The sequence below is a fragment of the Mesorhizobium sp. M0207 genome (assembly GCF_040321995.1).
Taxonomy (GTDB): Bacteria; Pseudomonadota; Alphaproteobacteria; order Rhizobiales; family Rhizobiaceae; genus Mesorhizobium.
In genome coordinates this window covers 18,361-35,495 of the sequence record NZ_JAMYSQ010000014.1, presented here as the reverse complement: position 1 = coordinate 35,495, position 17,135 = coordinate 18,361, and the positions used below count along the sequence as shown (strand labels likewise).

Below are 17,135 nucleotides of genomic sequence, written 5' to 3'. Positions count from 1 at the left end.
TCTACTCTCTTGCCGGCCAGTCCTGCAGGAGCGTAATCCCAAACTTCGGCGCGGCTACTTTGAGCCGCTCGATATCGGCAGGCGTCGGCGGCCCGACCACCTCTCCCTTGCTGCGTTCATGGCCACCTTCGGCAAGAAACTGCTCGAACACACTTGGCGTGTCTATCAGGATATAGCGAACGAGCTGGTTGCCGGGATTCATAAGCTGGTGCGGGATGCCCCGCTTCAAAAACATGCTCTCGCCGGGCGAGAGCGTTCGGACCACACCGTCCACAATTGCGGTCAAGTGCCCTTCGATGACGTAGACCGTCTCGTCGTCATTCGCATGAACATGGATTGGCGTTTTGGTGTGCCCGTCGCTTCTGTTTTCGAACAGACTCAACAAGCCTCCCGTCTGTTCGCCGGAGACCAGTCGCTTCATGACGATGCCCGCGAGCACGAATTCTTTTGGTTCAACATCCGTCATTGATCCAATCCTGCCAGGCACATTTGGTGGGCCGTCAAGCAGACGAGCTGCGCAGCGACATCCGGCAAACGTCGAACTGGCTCGCGGGTTCCCGGTCGCCGGAGTTCCCTCTTCCCAAGCTCCGTTTGGACGAAAAGACGGCTTCGTTGTCACCGGACATGCAGGCCGACATCCGCCAATTCGAGGGCGCCGCAGAGGTCCGCCTAACTGACGGCAAAGCTGCAACGTGCTGCCAGGCTCTCGCCGGGCCCAAGCACCGACAGTCCATTCCATTTGTCGATCGAACCCCGATTATGAGCATCGACAACATGACTGACCGGTTCAAAACAGAAGAAGTCGCTCTCGTCCGATGGCGAATAGACCAGGTACAAATTCAAGGGCGATGAAGCTTCAATCCGCAGGCTGCAACTGTGCTCTGGCCAAGATATGGAGGCGACACCATCCCAGCCAGCGAACACATTGTTTATCCATCCGCTCGGCAAGGCGGCCGGGGCGCCGAAATTCCAATCGGGATGGGTTTTGATATCCACAAACCGTTCAGGGAGGTGGTTGGGCCGTTCGAGGCAAACCTGTGATGCCGCGGCGTGAAGCGTGGTCAACGCTGTTCTCGGGAACCATGGATGGATGCCAAGCCCGAACGGCAATCTGATCGATGCCCGATTGACGATGCGAAGTTTCAGCTCGAGCCCCTGTCCGGCCAGCGCGTAGCTCACCTCGGCGCGATATCGGTATGGGCCAGGCCCGTTGCTGATGAGCGACAGCTTTGCGTTGTCCTGCGTTACGCTGTCGACGTCCCACTCGCTCGAAAATCCATTGCCGTGAATGGGAAATGGCTCGCGTGCAACATTGGCAGGCAGTTCGTGGAATTTGGAGTCGAATGTGAACCCGCCGCCCGAGATGCGATTTGACCATGGCAAAAGCAGGTTGCAGGCAAGGTCGAACGGGTTGCTGCTCCCGCCGTTCGGCCAAGGCCTGAAGAGCGGCACGCGTCCATGGTCCAGTCTCGCAAGACCTGCCCCAAGCGATGGGACGATTTCAGCAGACAGGTCTCCGCTTCTGATCTTGATCGTCCCGACCATCCGCTTCAGACGGTATTGGCCTTGGCAGCGGCGATCGGCTGTTGATGGCGGCCTTTGCGAGCCACTGCAAGAAGGTCGTTCGACGCGATCCCGATGAGCGCCTTCATCTGATCGTGTGCATCGTCGGCCCTCCGCATCCTGATTGCCTCCAGCACGTCGCCATGCGCGCTCAGCGTCTGCTGGTAATTAGCGGTGGCCGATGTGGTCAAGCGGAAGGAGAAGCTGAGGGCGGCCGCAAGCATATTGCCGAGATTGGCGAACACCGGGTTGCGGCTGGCACGCAGGATGGCCGTATGAAACCTGACGTCGGCATCGAGACACGCAGCGAGATCATCCTGCGGAGCAATGCGCATGGCTTCATAGGCCGCTTCGATGACCGCGAGATCGCCTGACGTCGCCATCTTGGCCGCAAGTTGGGCGGCAGCGGGTTCAATGACCAGCCGCGCCTCGATCAATCCGCGGACGAAATCGAGATCGGGCTCGATATCGCGCATCCATTCCAGAACCTGTGCATCCAGCCTGTTCCATTCGCTCGACACGCGCACACGCGTCCCGGCCCGCTTGCGCGCCTCGATCAATCCTTTCGCCGAAAGCGTCAGAAGAGCATCGCGAAGCGCGGTGCGGCTGGCCCCGTAGATAACGCAAAGCTCGGCTTCCGTCGGCAGGACGGAGTGCTGGGCGTAGGAGCCGGCGAGGATGCGCTGTCCGAGATCGCGTGCGATGCGATCCTTGAGCGATGACGTGGTGCCATCTGCGGCAGGAATGTCCTGCTTGCCTTGGCCAGTCGAAGCGATCGCCGCGTCCATCGTCATGTCCTGTTCAAGTGGTACTCGGCAATTACCACAGCAAGTATCAGCAGCGAGCCCTTGGCAAGCAACTGATAGAAGGTTGGCACGGACGTCAGTATCATTCCGTTGTTGAGGACGCCAATGATGGCGACGCCCAGCAGTGCGCCGACGATCGTGCCCTTGCCGCCCTGCAAGGCGCAGCCACCAAGAACGGCCGCTGTGATGGCCTCGAGTTCCAGGCCTTGGGATCCGGATACGGGCTGCCCGGAGCCGGTACGGGCAGCCAACAGAATCCCGGCCAATCCGGCCGCCACTCCACTCATGATATAGATGCCGACGCGGTAGCGGTTGATGTCGATGCCGGAGAAGCGTGCGACAACGGGATTGCCGCCCAGGGCATAGATGTTGCGGCCAACGATCGAGCGGGCAAGGAAGAGATGGAACACGATCGCGGTCAGCAAGAGAATCCAGATCAGCAGAGGCAGGCCGAGGATTCGTCCGATCCCGATGAAGCGGAAAGTCTCGCTGAAAATCGCGATCGATTGCCCGTCGGACATGATGAACGCGATGCCGCGGAAGATCGCCATCGTACCGAGAGTCGCGATGACAGCGTTGACCCGCCCATAGGTGATGATGATGCCGTTCACGAGGCCGGCAAGACCGCCCAGGACCAGGCCGGCAAGAATGCCCGCGGCGGGTGATCCGGTGGCCTGGATGGCCATTGCCGTCGATACTGTGGTCAGACCGACAATTGCGCCGACGGCAATATCGAGCCCTCCGGCGACAATAACCACGGTCTGGCTCATCGCCAGAACGCCCAGGATGGTAATGCCTAGACCGATGTTCAGCAGGTTTCGGCTGGAGAAGAACACGTCGCCTCTCAGGGTGCCGAAAATGAGCACGAGAATGGCGAGAGCAACAAGAAGGCTTATGTTGTGAATGCCGATGCGCTCTGCGATGCGCAAGGAAGCGCGCCTTTTGCCGGTTTGCGTTGTTGCTGTCCTGAGCTCAAGGCTGTTCACTGAATTTGTCCTCCAAGCGATGCTGCAGATTGAGGCATGGCATGTCTCAGGATCGTGGCCTCGTCGATGTCAGGGCGGGAAAATTCGGCCGTGATCCGGCCTCCAGCCATAACAAGCACCCTGTCGGCCAGCCCGATCAGTTCCGGCATTTCCGAGGAAATCAGGATTATGCCGATGCCGCTGGCGGCGAGTTCGTCGATCAGGCGATAGATTTCCGCCTTGGCGCCGATGTCGATGCCGCGGGTCGGCTCGTCGAGGATGAGAAGCATCGGCTGCCGCGCAAGCCAGCGCGCGAGAACGACCTTCTGTTGGTTGCCACCCGATAATTTCGAAACCTGTTCGTCGAGGTTAGGCGCCTTGATCGACATCTTTGCTGCAAGCGGTGAGACGATCTCCAGTGCCTTGCGCCGGTTGAAGAAGCCGAAGGTCGACGTTCTGTCGGGCACGCAAAGCGAGGCGTTATCAAGAATGCTTCGGAACAACAGCAGCGCCTCGTGCTTGCGGTCTTCTGGGGCAAAGCCGATGCCCGCCACGATCGCTGCATGCGGACTGTTGGGGCCAACGGGCACACCATTCATCGTTATGGTTCCGTCGAGGCGCCTATCATAGCCGACAATCGCCTTTGCCAGTTCGGATCGACCCGCACCCATAAGGCCGGCAATGCCGAGCACCTCGCCACGGCGGACCTTGAGGCTCACATCGGTGACGTGGTCGGTGGTCAGGCCCGCCACCTCCAGCAACGGTTGCCCCGATTGCCACGTCTCGCGCGTAAACAGATCGGCTATGTCGCGGCCCACCATGAGCTTGGCTATGGTCTGCTCGCTGGCACCGGCAGCGGGGGAATCATCGACCAGCCGGCCGTCCCGCAACACGACAATGCGATCCGCAAGGTCGATGACCTCGTTCAGCCTGTGAGAGATGTAGACGATCGAAGTGCCCTCGCCGCGCAGCCGGCGAATTACTGAAAACAGACGGCGCGCTTCGTCGTCGGTCAGTGACGAGGTCGGCTCATCGAATGCGATCAGCCGGCCGCCGGCACGTATGGCGCGCATGATTTCGATCATCTGGCGCTGTGCCGGACCGAGTGTGCTGCAGAGTTGACGCGGCAGCATATCCTGCTGCATGCCGAAGGTCGCAAGCACCTTATCGGTCTGGTCCTCGAGCCTGTGCCAGTCGAGCAGGACGCCTGCCAGCCGCGGCAGTTCGCCGACGAAAATGTTCTCGGCCACGGTCAGGTTCGGAACGATCTCCGGCTCCTGATGGATGACGCGTATTCCGGCTCTGTGGCTGTCGCGCGGTTCGCTGAAAACGATCGGCGTGGAGCCATGCAGCACGGTGCCGGTGTCCGGTGCGAACACGCCCTCGAGAATTCGCATCATTGTCGACTTGCCGGCGCCATTCTCGCCAACCAGGGCAAGCACCTCTCCTGGCCGAAAGGCAATCGAGACATTGTCGAGCGCCTGCACGACGCCGAAGCGCTTCGATATCCTGTCGAGCGAGAAGAAATCCGATTGCATCAAAAGCTCACTCCCGAGGATCGATCCCGTGTGCCCGCCGACGAACCAAAGAGCGTCATGCGCACTGCGGCGCATGACGCATATCTGGTTCAGTGGCAGAGCTTGGCTTTGTAGTCCGACGCAAAATTGTCGGCGGTGATGTATTCCGGGTCAGTGAAGGATTGAACAGGAAGCTTGGTTCCGTCCTTGATGGAGGCCAAGAGAATCTTCACCGCCAGCGCGCCATGATTTTCCGAATTGAGCCACATCGTACCACGGAACGCCGAGGGCTTTCCGGATCCGAAGGCATCGCAGGCGCGGCTCCCGTCGATGCCGATCCCCATGCCCTGGTCTGCGGAATAGCCGGCATTCTCCAGTGCTCGCGCACCACCCAGCACGCCGTCATCGTTGCATGAATAGAATATCCAGTTCGTGACGCTGGGATTGGCCGTCAGTGTGGTGGTCATCACGTCGATGGCGTTGACCATCGTGTTGTCGTAGGGGACGCGAACGATGTTGCCCGGCTTGAAATCGGGCACCGCCTTCAGGAACGCTTCTTCCGCGCCCTTGTTGCGCTGCATGCAGGTATCGGCCTTGCGGTCCTCGATCGAGGCGATGCGCACTTCTTTGCCCGCCCAGCCTTCAGCCTTGTAGAGCTTGGCAAGCTCTTCGCCCACCCGCGCACCGATGTTGTAAGCATTCATGCCGACATAGGGGACCTGGGTGCCATCCTGGTAGTAGATATCGTCGTCCACCGCCACCAAGGGAATTTTTGCGGCCTTTGCTTTCTCCGCGATGACCGGTCCCAGTGCCTTGTCGGGGACAACGATGGCGATGCCTTTCACGCCATCGCCGACCATCGTATCGAAGGTCGTGATCGTCAAATTGGCGTCGAACTGAACGTCCTGCGACACGAACGCGGCCCCGGCCGCCTCAGCCGCTTTCTTGGCGCCGCCGACTTCGGCGACGAACCATGGGTGGTCTCCCATCTTGTTGATGTAGCCGATCTTGATGTCGTCTGCGCTTGCTGTGCCACTCATCAGTCCGGCAGCCAGTACCGCAAATGTCGCCAAAGCCTTTGTTGTGGTTTTCATGAAGATCCTCCCTGAGCTCAATGGTGGTTGCTAGTCGTGGTAGAGAACCGAGCGCCCACCATCGATGGTGATCGTCTCGGCATTTATGAACGGCGCTTCGTCCGAAGCGAGGAAAACCGCCGTCATTGCAACCTCGTCCGGCCGGCCAATTCGCTTGGGCGGATGGAGGTCGTAGGCTCGCCGCTTCTCCTCGGCGGGGTTCGGGAATGTGTTCCAGTAGGCTTCCGCGATCGGCGTCTCGATATAGCCGGGTGCTATCGCGTTCACCCGGATACCGCGTGCGGCATATTCGATGGCCAGCGAACGGGTCAGGCCCAAAAGTGCATGCTTGGCGACGGGATACGGAAACGTATGGGGAATGATCTGGAAGGCGTGACAGCTCGCCATGTTGACGATGGACCCCGAGCCCTTCGCCAGCATCGTCGGCAAAACCGCCTTGGCGCAGAACCACGCGGCCTGGAGGTCGAGCTTGAGGCAGCGCTCCCATTCCTCATCCGGCATCAGCAATGGTTCGTAGAAGACGTTGGCACCGGCATTGTTGACCAGAACGTCGACGCCGCCATAGGCCGTGATCGTGCGGGCGACCATGTCCGCGACCGCGGATGCGTCCGTGACATCCGTCTCGACGAACAATACGTCGGCGCCTCCGGCACGCAATTCGTCGGCGACCGCTTTGCCGCTTGCCGCATTCAGTTCGGCAATGACGGTCTTTGCCCCATGCATGGCAAAAGCCCGGGCGGTGGCGGCACCTATGCCTTGGCCGGCGCCCGTGACGATTGCGATCTTTCCTTGCAGCCGGCCTGCCATTGCATTCACCAGTCGACCACGGTGCCGTCCGGCATGACGGCATTGCGGGCATGCAGCACTTCCTGCTTGAAGGGGTAGCGCGTGATGACGTCCTCATTGACGGTGACGCCAAGGCCCGGCAGTTCGGGCAGGTCCCAGCGGCCTGGTTTACGCCGAATTGGCCAGGTAACGACCTCGTCGTACCAGGCGACGGCACCGGACATCTCCTCCTGAATGACGACGTTTGGCGTCGATATGCCGAAGTGAAGAGCAGCGACGCCAGCGATCGGACCGAGCGGGTTGTGCGGCGCAAGGCCGATGCCTGCCGTTTCCGCCATGGCCGCGATCTTTTTTGTCTCCAGCAGACCGCCAGTGTGGCAAATATCAGGCTGGGCAATGTTGAAGGCGCGGGCTGCGATCGAGTGCGTGAATTCGCGACGTCCGATCAGCCGCTCGCCGGAAGCGATCGGCACGGCCGATCGCGCCGTGATATGCGCTAGTCCGGCAACATCTTCGGGCGGCACGGGTTCTTCCGCGAACATGATGCGGGCCGGCTCGATTGCTCTGAGGTAATCCATCGCAGCGTTAACGGATGCCGGGCGTCCATGGAAATCGACCATGATGTCGATGTCCGGACCTATGGCCTCGCGAAGTGAGCCAACCATGTTGGCGACAGAATCAACGGCTTTCGCAGGCGATAGGTAGTGGGTGTAGGGAATGCAGACGACCTTGACAGCGTCGTAGCCTGCCTGCGTCACGATGCGTCCGCGTTCCACGATCGCGTCCGCGGATCCGGTCTCATAGACCGCCTTCATGTCTCCGAGGCCGAGATGCGTATAGGTGCGCAGATAGTCGCGAACCTGTCCGCCCAGAAGGCGCCAGACGGGGACGCCCAATGACTTGCCCAGGATGTCCCAGAGCGCGATCTCGATGCCGCTGACGGCAGACATTCCCTCGACGCCAAGACGCCAAAATCCGTGGCGCGTAAGTATCTGGTAGCACTGCTCCACGTTGCGCGGATCCTGCCCGATGAGCAGGGCCTCAAGGTCCTGAAGCGCCCCAACGACGGCTCGGGTCTTCCATTCCAGCGTTGCCTCACCCCAGCCAAACAGCCCGGGCTCGTCGGTTTCGACCCGGACGAAGACCCAGTTGCGCATTTCCGCATTGCAGACGCGCGCCTTGATGGCCGTGATTTTCATCGGTCCTCCCAGACCTGCCGCCTTTTTTCGATGGCAATATGTATGATTTATTACGGATAATATGGACGAGTCAAGCGCAACGTCGATGTGGACCAGCGCCGCCAAGGAACTGGTCCTCAGGAGGATCCGAGCAATTTTCGATCAATCCTTGTCCGCCGATGGAGGGCTGTCAGCCTCCGATCCGCGAACATCGCGGAAAAGGCGCGGCTAAATCACCGCGCAGACCGTTTTCGTCTCGAGATAGTTCTCCAGGCCCGGTGCGCCGTTCTCATAGCCCCAACCGGATTGCTTGTGGCCGCCCTTCGGCAGTTCCGGCGAGAAGTAGGAATGGCAATTGATCCAGACGGTGCCCGACCGGATACTTGCGGCAAGGCGATGCGCAGTGGATAGGTCGCGGGTCCAGACGCTTGCGGCGAGGCCGTAGGGCGAGTCGTTCGCAAGGCTTATCGCCTCCGCGACATCGTCGAACGGTGTCACGGCAACGACTGGGCCGAAGATTTCCTCGCGCATCATGCGCATGTCCGGGCGCACGCCGGTAACCACGGTCGGCTCGAAGAAGTTGTCGAAGCGCCGGCCGCCGGCGATGATCTCGGCGCCGCTGGAAGCACCATCGCTGACGTAGAAGGCGACGCGCGCAGCCTGGGTTCCGTTGACCAGCGGACCAAGGTCGGTATCCGGGTCAAGCCCGTGTCCGAGACGCAGCTTTCGCGCTTCTTCCGCCAGCCCCTCCGCCAGACGGTCGTAGATCGAGCGATGCGCATAGACACGCGAGCCGGCGACGCAGACCTGGCCGGCATTGGCGAAGATCCCCCGAGCCACTCCGGGGATTGCGAGCCCCATGTCCGCATCGGGCATGATGATGGCCGGCGACTTGCCGCCCAGCTCGAGCGTCAGCTTCTTCAGATTGCCGCGCGCTGCGGAGACGATCATCTTTCCGACTTCCGTCGAGCCGGTGAAGGCGACCTTATCGACATCGGGATGTGCAGCCAATGCTGCGCCCACGGTTTCACCGAGACCGGTCACGATATTGACGACGCCGTCCGGCAAGCCGGCTTCGATCATCAGTTCGCCGAGCCTGAGGGCGGTGAGCGACGTTTCCTCAGCTGGCTTGAGCACGATCGTACAGCCGGCGGCAAGCGCCGGGGCGAGCTTCATCGAGGCCATAAGCAGCGGCGAATTCCAGGGCGTTATGGCAGCCACGACACCGATCGGCTCTCGCACCGTGTAGGCGAAAATCTTGCTGCCCACCGGTTGGTAGCTGATGGAGGTGGGGATGGTCGTGCCGAGGATTTTCGTGGCAAAACCGGCAAAATAGCGGAACTGCTCGGCCGAGGCGGGAATCTCGGCGAAGCGCGAGGTCTTCAGCGACTTTCCTTGGTCAAGCGTCTCGAGTTCTGCAAGCTCATCGGCATGGCGTTCAATCAGGTCGGCGATGCGCCATAGCAGCTTGCCGCGTGCCGACGGTGTCATGTCGCGCCAGCTCTCGCCTTCGAAAGCAGCACGCGCCGCAGCAACGGCGCGCCCGGCGTCATCGGCTGTGCCTTGCGCCAGCAGCGCGAGCGTGTCGCCATTCGCAGGATCGGTCGCGGGCAAGGTTGCGCCATCGCTGGCGTCGCACCAGCCGCCGCCGATCAGGTGCCGCATTCTGGGTTTGGCCAGGAACGCCTCGACGCCTGCGTGCCTGGCTGCACCGTTTCGAATGATGACCGTCATGTCCGTACCCCGCAAGCGAACGCCTCGACCGCCGCGAGGGCACCGCGGATGATGGAATGATAGCCGGTACAGCGGCAGATATTGCCTTCGAGCGCAGTGCGGATCTGAGACCCGTCTGGAGCCGGATTCTCCAGCAGCAGAGCGGTCAGCGCAACAGTGATGCCGGGTGCGCAGTAGCCGCACTGGAAGGCGTTTTCGGCCGCCAGAGCCTGGCGCAGGACAATGGCTTCGGGAAGGTCGTCGAAACCCTCCGGCGTGATGATGGTGGCCCCGTCGAGTTGCCACGACATGAGCAGACAGCCATTGACCGCGCGATGGTCCATCAGCACGGAACAAGCGCCGCAGCGGCCGATGCCGCAAGCCATCTTGGCGGCAGTCATGCCGAAATGATCGCGCAGCAGGTCGATCAGGCGCAACTCGGCGGGCACGGCCAGCGCCTGGCGGCAGCCGTTTAGGTTAAAGGTAATCGCGATCTCGGCACTCACGCTGCACTCCTCTGCAGGGCGTCGAGTACCCATTCAGGATCGACCGGGAGGCGCTCGGGCCAAGCCCCTGTGGCGTCCGCAATCGCGTTGACGACGGCTGGCGTCACGGCGCCAATGCCAAGCTCACCAACTCCGCGCGGGCCGAACGGGTCGTCCTCGTCCAGATCCTCCAACGCGAACGTCGCGAAGCTTTCCGGCGTGTCGGCAATGCCTGGCAGCATGTAGAAGTCGAGGTTGCCGGCAAGATACCGGCCATCCCGCATAGCCGCGTCCTCAGCGAGGGTGAAGCCCAGCCCCTGGACGCCGCCGCCTTCGATCTGGCCAAGATAGGCGGCAGCATCGAGCATCGGTCCGGCCGCGGTGTGCTGATGGAGCTCGAGCACGCGTACCTGCCCAGTGATGCGGCTCACGGCAACGCGCGCCAGTGTCGCGCCGAAGGCGAAGATCAGGCGTGCATTGCCTTCCAGATAGTCCGATTTCGGAAACTCGAAGCTGACGGCAGCAGCTGGCAGCCGGTCGGAAGGCAACGCCTCGGCAAGCTCGGCGAAACTCATGAGCAGTGAGCCGCTGTTGGAATGTCGCTCGACGATACCGCCGGGTGCCAGCGCCAGCGTCCTGGCTTCGCGGCAAAGCAGCTGGCCCGCTGCTGCCAGCAGGTCGCGCGTAAAAGGTGGTGCGGCGACTGCTGCTACCCGCCAAACCACGTGAGTGCCGCGAGAGGCGGTGGAGGAGCCGGATTCGGGCGTCGCCGCCGTATCACCGGTGACCGGCCGGACATCGTCGCGGCCGCAGCCGAGCGCTCCGGCGACCGCGGCCTTCACCGCGGTGAGCAGGCCTTGTCCCATCTCGTCCAGGCCATAGAGCGCTTCGATCATGCCATCCGGAGCCAGGCGCAACGCGCCTCCGGCCGGGTCCGGCGGCAGCGTGCCTAGTCCGTTGCCTTGATAGTTCATCGCCATGCCGACACCGATCGTCTCAGAGCCGTCGAACGACGGACCACGCGGCTTGGCCCAGATTGGGTCAGCAGCGGCGGCTTGCAGCATCTCGGCCAAACGTTCGGACGGCGCGACCTGCTGGCCGAGATGGCCTCGCGTGCCAGGCTCGCGCAAATTGCGGCGCCGTATCTCGATAATGTCGATGCCGGCGGCTTCGGCCAGCCGGTCCAGCTGGCACTCTACCGCGAAGGCCATCTGGTTGGCACCGAAGCCACGAAACGCGCCGCAGACGCCGTTATTGGTGTAGGCGAGCCTGCCCGAGCTGAGGACGTTGGGAACGACATATGGCCCGCAGGCGTGTTCGAGCGCCGTCTCAAGCACGCCCGGACCGAGCGAGGCGTAGGCGCCGGCATCCGCGATCACATCCACCTGTTGGGCGAGCAGACGACCCTCGGCGTCGCAGGCGGTGCGCATATGGATGTGCATTGCATTGCGCTTGGTACCCGCGATGACGGATTCCGCCCGGTCGAGATGCAGCCGCACGGCGCGTCCGGTCTTCAGCGCCAGCAGGGCCAGGGCCGGCTGCACGGTCAGCTCGTCCTTGCCGCCGAAAGCGCCGCCAGTCGGGCTGGTGACCACCCGTATCCGCTCTTGCGGCATACCGAGGATGCGCGAGAGCTGCATGCGGTCGCGGCGGCCATGCTGCCCACCGGCAAAGACGTTCAGGGTACCATCCGTGCCGACGAAAGCGTAGCCGCCCTCCGTCTCCATAAAGCCGTGCATCTGGCTCGGCGTTTCGTAGACAGCCTCGACGATATGAGCTGCCTTGGCAAAAGTCGCGGCGGCATCGCCACGCGTGAACTCGAAGCTGCACTGCAGATTGCCTGAGGCGTGGACCGGCTCGGCCCCAGCGGCGAGTGCCTGTTGGGGATCGCTCACAATTGGCAGCGGCTCGTATTCGACGCTGACGAGAGCAAGCGCGCGTTCGGCCGTCTTCGTGTCAACTGCGGCAACGGCAGCAACAGCGTCGCCGAAATAGCGGACCTTGTCGAAGCACAGTGCAGGCTGATCCTGCACGACAATGCCGAAGGCATTGCTGCCGGCGATGTCGCGGTGCGTGACAACCGCCGCGACTCCTGGCAGCGCCTCGGCCGCGCTCGTATCGATGGAAACGATCCTTGCATGGGGAATGCCGGCACGCCGAATGCGCCCGACCAGCATGGCGGGCTCGCGACGGTCGGTCAGGTATTCGAGCCTGCCTGCGATTTTCGGCGCAACGTCCGGCCGCTGGCGCCAGCGTGCGCCGATCTCCGATCGCGACACGAGAATTTCGGCAGGTGGATTTCCGGACGGCACGGTCCGCCGGCGCGGCGAATGTACTCCTTGGGACAACTTTCCGCCGAGCCCGAAGACCAGCGCATTCGCCACGACACTGCGCCGATAGCGGTCGGACCGCCATGCATCATCGATCGCCGGCGCCTCTTCGAGAATTGCGGCGTGCAGCTCGGCCCAATCGATCTCTTGGAGGCGCCGGCCGATGAGCAGCGCTTCGGCGTGACCGAGACGGGCTGCTTCCCCGCCGCCGCTGGCCGCGAGCCGCGCGATCGTGACACGATCGTCCGCCGTTTCGATCAACCCGGCGACACCGGCCACGCTTGGGGTGAAGGCGGCGCGCAGGCCGACTTTGCGATGGGTCCAGCGAGCGGCAGTTGGCTGCGGTGGAACGATGACCGTCTCAATGAGGCCCGCTGACGGTGCGTCGGCCAACCATTGCGCGAGCGGCACGACGGCGCGCCCAGCCGGTGAGACGATCTCCAGCTTCGCATCGATCGCGAGCAGGGCCGGCAGAAGGCAACCCGTGCCCCCCGCGACGTTGCCGCCCAGCGTTGCGAGATTGCGGACGGCGGGTCCCGCCGTGGCGCGGACTGCGGCTGCGAGCAGAGGCAAAGTCTCGCCTATCGCCCGGTCACGCTCCAAGGCACCCAGGGTCGTCAGTGCGCCGATCCGAAACCCGTCGCCGGCCAGTTGGATGCCCTTCAGGCAGGCGATACGGCCGATGTCGATGAGGCGCCGCGGCTTTGGCAGGCCCTTCGCCCAGCCGAGCTGCAGCGCCGTGCCCCCGGCGACCAGTTGCGACGCGCCCTCGCCTGCCAATGACAGCGCCTCGGCAACGGAGGTCGGGCGAAGCACCTGGAGACCCGATTCGGTCATGTGGCTCTCGCGGTCGTGCCGAAACGGATGCCTTTTTCCTTCAGCCAGCGGCGGTAGGCGATGGAGGACCCGTCGGCGCGGGTCGGGATTTCCATCCGCGGCTCGAGTGGAAGGCGCAGCGGCCGCTGGTTCTCCACGATGATCCGGTCTTGCAGGAAGATGACCTGTTCGAAGTTGAGCAACGCCGTCTGCGTCGAAGCCGAGTCGACGAGATACATGACCGGCTGGGCGCGGCAGCGGTCTTCCTCGATGGGCTGGATGAACAGCGCGATTGCGTCGAGCCGGTCCGGCGCCACGGGGCACACGCGATAGAGCATCACCACGAATGGGCTCGGCACGCGATAGGTCAGATGCACGAACGCGCCGGAGCTTTCCGTGGCGGCAATGCGCGGCTGGAAAAACGTGCAGTTGGTCGCCCAGACCTCGTCTACTTCGCGACGTATCTCGCTCAGATAGGCCGGTACTTCCGTGTGCGGCTCCGAGCCGAGAATGTCGGTATGCACGAAGGGGAAATGCGCCATGTCGAGGAAGTTCTCTACGACACGCAAACCCGACGCCCGCATCGTCACCCAGCCGCAGGGCACGTAGCGGCGGTCGGGTTCCGATGCCTCGGCGATCTCGAAGATTTCCTTCCCGGGCAGGCCCAGCGTCGTCCAGACGCAGCCGTAGCGCTGCCGGACGGGCAGCGCGGGGCCGCGGTTGCCGTCGTCCAGGACCTCCCGAACCGTGATTTCGCCCGTGATGTCACGGACCAGTTCGATGTCCTGGCCGAGCAGCCGCGTATGGCTCGGCGCGCCATCCAGGTCGGCGACCGTCTCCACCGCGTACCAATCGTCCAGTGCCGCCCTGTCCGTCGTCTTCATACCGAGGCCCGTCCTATTGAGTCCATTGCAGGCTGCCGCCGGAATTCTGGGCAAGGAAAGCGGCGCGCCGGGCGAACAGGCCAGGCGCGACGCGATGGATTTCGGCGATGATCTCGCGCAGGTCGCCGGTGCGCAGCGCGCCGTCCTCGGCCAGGATCTCGCCATCGACCATCGTCAAAGACACGTCGCTGCCGCGCACGGCATGGACAAGATTGTGATGGAAGTTGAAATAAGGTCCGTCGCGGAAGACCGGCGTCATGCGCGGCGTATCGGTGCGGACCGCGATGATGTCGGCGCGCTTGCCGACTTCAATCGAGCCGATCTCGTGGTCGAGGCCGATCGCCCTGGCGCCGAGAATGGTGGCCATCCGCAGCACCTGCCAGCTATCCATGGCGGCGGCGTCGAAGTCCTTCAGCTTGCCCAGCAGCGAAGTCACCTTCATCTCTTCGAACATATCGAAATTGTTGTTCTCCTTCTCGCCGTCGGTGCCGATCCCGACGGGCACGCCGGCCTTCAGCATCTCGGCCACCAACGCGATGCCGCTTGCCAGCTTCATGTTGGAAACAGGATTGTGGGCTACGGAAACGCGGCGCTTGGAAATAAGCTCGATCTCTTCTCGATCGAGCCAGACGGCGTGGGCGATCATGGCGCGCGGCGTTTCGAAGAAGCCAAGGTCGTCCAGCGCGAACATCGGGCGTTTGCCGTAGCGCCGCTTAAATTCCGCGATCTCGATCTCGGCCTCGCTGCAATGCGTGTGGAAGCCGGTGTCGTGTTTCCTTGCGAGTTCGATCGCCCGGCGCTGGCCGGTTTCGTCGGCATAAAACAGATGCTCCAGCCCGACCCACACATTGATGCGCCCGCCCGCTTTGCGGTGCCAGCCCTCGATCATCGCCTCGTTCATGTCGAGCGTGTCGAAGTAGTTGTAGTCGGGATGCTCGCCGACGTAAGGCACGGCGACCAGGCGGTTGCCGATCGCCTCGGCCGCCCTGGCGCTGCCTTCCATGAACCGCCACATGTCGACGACGGTGGTCGTGCCGCCGACCACGGATTCCGCGTAGCAGAGCCACGATGCCGCCTCGGCCTCGTGGGGCTGCAGCACGCGATGCATCGGATTGATATGGAGCGTCAGCCAGTCCCAAACCGGCAGGTGCTCCGCTGTGCCGCGCAGAAAACCGGAATGCGCATGCGCATTGACCAGCCCGGGCAAAAGCACCGCATTGTCGAGCTTCTTCACCGCCGCGGCCGGATACGCAGCGCGCAATGCTGCGAGTGCGCTGACCGCAGCGATACGACCATCCTCGATCAGCACGGCGCCATCAGGCAACACGTGGTTATCTTCATCCATGGTGAGCAGCGTGTCGGCAGCGAGTATGAGGCCTTGGGTCATCGAGGGTACTCCGTGTGCGGTCCATCGGTCATGACATCCTCAAGCAGCCGCCGCGAGCAGGAAATCGGCGGCGCGCTCGCCGATCATCGTGGCGGGCGCGTGGGTGTTGCAGGTCGGGATCGTTGGGATCACCGAGGCATCGGCAACATGCAGGCCGTCCAGCCCGTGCACGGCGAGACGGCTGTCGACGACGGCCATCGCGCCCTCGCCCATCTTGGCTGTTCCGCAGGTGTGGAAGAACGTCGTGCACGCCTCGCGGATGAAGGCGATTGTCTCGGTGCGGGTCAGTCGGCGGTCAGGTGCGGCAAAGTTGCGGAAGACACCGGCGTTCGCCTTTGCAGCCGCCATCTCCATCACCATCTCGACCGCAGTGACCATGGCGTCGATGTCTTCCGGTTCCGCCAGAAAGTTCGGTTGGATTTCGAGCGGCCCGCCGGGCTTGCCGTCGAGCAACTTCAAGTGCCCGATGCTCTTCGAGCGCATCAGGCCCGCACCGAAGGAAAAGACATCGCCGGATAGATCGTAGCGCGCGCGGATCGCCGGTTCGGCGCTGTTGCCCTGGACGGGGAAGGCATGCAGGTCGGGCTGCGGCAGGTCCGGCCGCGACTTCCAGTTGACCATCGAGCCACCGCCATTGCCCACTATCGGTCCGATCGGTCGTTTCGCGCGGAAGACGCAGGCCTGCGCCAGCGGATGGTCCTGAAGATTCCTGCCGACACCCGGCAGGGCGCGAACGAGCGCAATGCCAAGGCGCTGCAGTTCGATCGGATCGCCGATGCCCGACAGCATCAGCAGGCGTGGCGTGTCGATGGCCCCGGCCGCGAGCACGATGCTCTCTTGCGCGCGCGTTTCGCAGATTTCGCCGCCGACGAGGTGCTTGACCGCGACGCATCGGCTGCCTTCGACCGTCAGGCCGATGGCCGCGGATCCGGTCAGCACCGTCAGCATCGGGTGATCCAGGATCGGCACGAGATAGCCCGTCGCCGAACTCCAGCGCTTGCCGTCGCAGATGTTGAAATTCGCGGCCGCCGCCCCCTCGTTGCCGGGGCCGTTCGGATCGTCGATTACGGGGATGCCGATTTCGGCCGCGCCATCGATCAGCGCCTGCGCGACCGGGTGCAGCGCCGCCGGCCGCTCGATATGGAGCGGACCGCCCGCTCCGCGAAACTCGCTTGCACCGTCGCGCCAGTCCTCGCAGCGCCGGAAATAGGGCAGCACGTCGGCGAAGCTCCAGCCCTTGGCGCCGCCAGCCTCCCAGGCATCGTAATCTTGCGGATGGCCGCGATACCACATCATCGCGTTGATGGCGCTTGAGCCGCCAAGCAGGCGCCCGCGCGGGATGCCGATGGTACGCCCATTCACCCTCAGTGTCGGAGCATAATCATAGCCCCAGTCATAGGTGCTGCGGCCAAGCGGCACCCACTTGCCGGGGTCCTCGATCTCTTCGAACCCAAGACCCGTCGGGCCGGCCTCGATCAGGAGGACGTCGGCGCCGGCATCGACCAGTCGCCGCGTCACCGCACAGCCACCGGAACCCGAGCCGACCACCACGTAATCGTAGCTGCGTTTCAGTGCGCGTCGGGGGACGACAGGTCCGAGGGTGCCCATGAT

The 17,135-nt window shown here is 63.2% G+C and carries 14 protein-coding genes; all 14 read right to left on the bottom strand.

Annotated features, from left to right (window positions below; all coding sequences use genetic code 11):
- Nucleotide 1: 1 nt before the first annotated feature.
- The 14 genes from NKJ15_RS19035 to NKJ15_RS18970 all read right to left on the bottom strand — a co-directional run bounded on the left by NKJ15_RS19035 (nucleotide 2) and on the right by NKJ15_RS18970 (nucleotide 17,132).
- Nucleotides 2-466, bottom strand: coding sequence for a cupin domain-containing protein (locus NKJ15_RS19035; RefSeq protein ID WP_352470574.1), 465 nt, complete (start codon nucleotides 464-466; stop codon nucleotides 2-4).
- Nucleotides 467-669: 203 nt separating this feature from the next.
- The gene (locus NKJ15_RS19030) at nucleotides 670-1,545 is read right to left on the bottom strand and encodes an aldose 1-epimerase (RefSeq protein WP_352470575.1); all 876 of its coding nucleotides are present in this window, start codon (nucleotides 1,543-1,545) and stop codon (nucleotides 670-672) included.
- 5 nt (nucleotides 1,546-1,550) lie between these two features.
- Nucleotides 1,551-2,351 carry a FadR/GntR family transcriptional regulator gene (locus tag NKJ15_RS19025; RefSeq protein WP_352470576.1) on the bottom strand — a complete coding sequence of 267 codons (801 nt, stop codon included), beginning with the start codon at nucleotides 2,349-2,351 and terminating at the stop codon, nucleotides 1,551-1,553.
- A gap of 2 nt (nucleotides 2,352-2,353) precedes the next feature.
- Nucleotides 2,354-3,298: an ABC transporter permease gene (locus NKJ15_RS19020; protein ID WP_352540082.1), complete on the bottom strand. Its 945-nt coding sequence runs from the start codon at nucleotides 3,296-3,298 to the stop codon at nucleotides 2,354-2,356.
- A 53-nt stretch (nucleotides 3,299-3,351) separates the two neighbouring features.
- Nucleotides 3,352-4,872: a sugar ABC transporter ATP-binding protein gene (locus NKJ15_RS19015; protein ID WP_352816789.1), complete on the bottom strand. Its 1,521-nt coding sequence runs from the start codon at nucleotides 4,870-4,872 to the stop codon at nucleotides 3,352-3,354.
- Nucleotides 4,873-4,961: 89 nt separating this feature from the next.
- On the bottom strand, nucleotides 4,962-5,945 hold the full coding sequence (locus NKJ15_RS19010) for a substrate-binding domain-containing protein (RefSeq protein ID WP_352612514.1): 984 nt from the start codon (nucleotides 5,943-5,945) through the stop codon (nucleotides 4,962-4,964).
- Between the two features lie 30 nt (nucleotides 5,946-5,975).
- Nucleotides 5,976-6,752 (bottom strand): SDR family oxidoreductase, encoded by a 777-nt coding sequence (locus NKJ15_RS19005; RefSeq protein ID WP_352502558.1) that lies wholly within the window; start codon nucleotides 6,750-6,752, stop codon nucleotides 5,976-5,978.
- 5 nt (nucleotides 6,753-6,757) lie between these two features.
- Complete coding sequence (gene dgoD / locus NKJ15_RS19000) at nucleotides 6,758-7,930, bottom strand: galactonate dehydratase (RefSeq protein WP_352816786.1); 1,173 nt, start codon at nucleotides 7,928-7,930, stop codon at nucleotides 6,758-6,760.
- Nucleotides 7,931-8,137: 207 nt separating this feature from the next.
- Nucleotides 8,138-9,643 carry an aldehyde dehydrogenase family protein gene (locus NKJ15_RS18995; RefSeq protein WP_352816784.1) on the bottom strand — a complete coding sequence of 502 codons (1,506 nt, stop codon included), beginning with the start codon at nucleotides 9,641-9,643 and terminating at the stop codon, nucleotides 8,138-8,140.
- The gene (locus NKJ15_RS18990) at nucleotides 9,640-10,128 is read right to left on the bottom strand and encodes a (2Fe-2S)-binding protein (RefSeq protein ID WP_352816781.1); all 489 of its coding nucleotides are present in this window, start codon (nucleotides 10,126-10,128) and stop codon (nucleotides 9,640-9,642) included. The genes NKJ15_RS18995 and NKJ15_RS18990 overlap by 4 nt, the downstream gene beginning before the upstream one ends.
- Nucleotides 10,125-13,274 (bottom strand): molybdopterin cofactor-binding domain-containing protein, encoded by a 3,150-nt coding sequence (locus tag NKJ15_RS18985; RefSeq protein WP_352816778.1) that lies wholly within the window; start codon nucleotides 13,272-13,274, stop codon nucleotides 10,125-10,127. The genes NKJ15_RS18990 and NKJ15_RS18985 overlap by 4 nt, the downstream gene beginning before the upstream one ends.
- On the bottom strand, nucleotides 13,271-14,137 hold the full coding sequence (locus NKJ15_RS18980) for an aromatic ring-hydroxylating dioxygenase subunit alpha (protein WP_352470585.1): 867 nt from the start codon (nucleotides 14,135-14,137) through the stop codon (nucleotides 13,271-13,273). The genes NKJ15_RS18985 and NKJ15_RS18980 overlap by 4 nt, the downstream gene beginning before the upstream one ends.
- A gap of 13 nt (nucleotides 14,138-14,150) precedes the next feature.
- Nucleotides 14,151-15,524: an amidohydrolase family protein gene (locus tag NKJ15_RS18975; RefSeq protein ID WP_352816776.1), complete on the bottom strand. Its 1,374-nt coding sequence runs from the start codon at nucleotides 15,522-15,524 to the stop codon at nucleotides 14,151-14,153.
- A gap of 39 nt (nucleotides 15,525-15,563) precedes the next feature.
- Nucleotides 15,564-17,132 (bottom strand): GMC family oxidoreductase, encoded by a 1,569-nt coding sequence (locus NKJ15_RS18970; protein ID WP_352816774.1) that lies wholly within the window; start codon nucleotides 17,130-17,132, stop codon nucleotides 15,564-15,566.
- Nucleotides 17,133-17,135 lie beyond the last annotated feature (3 nt).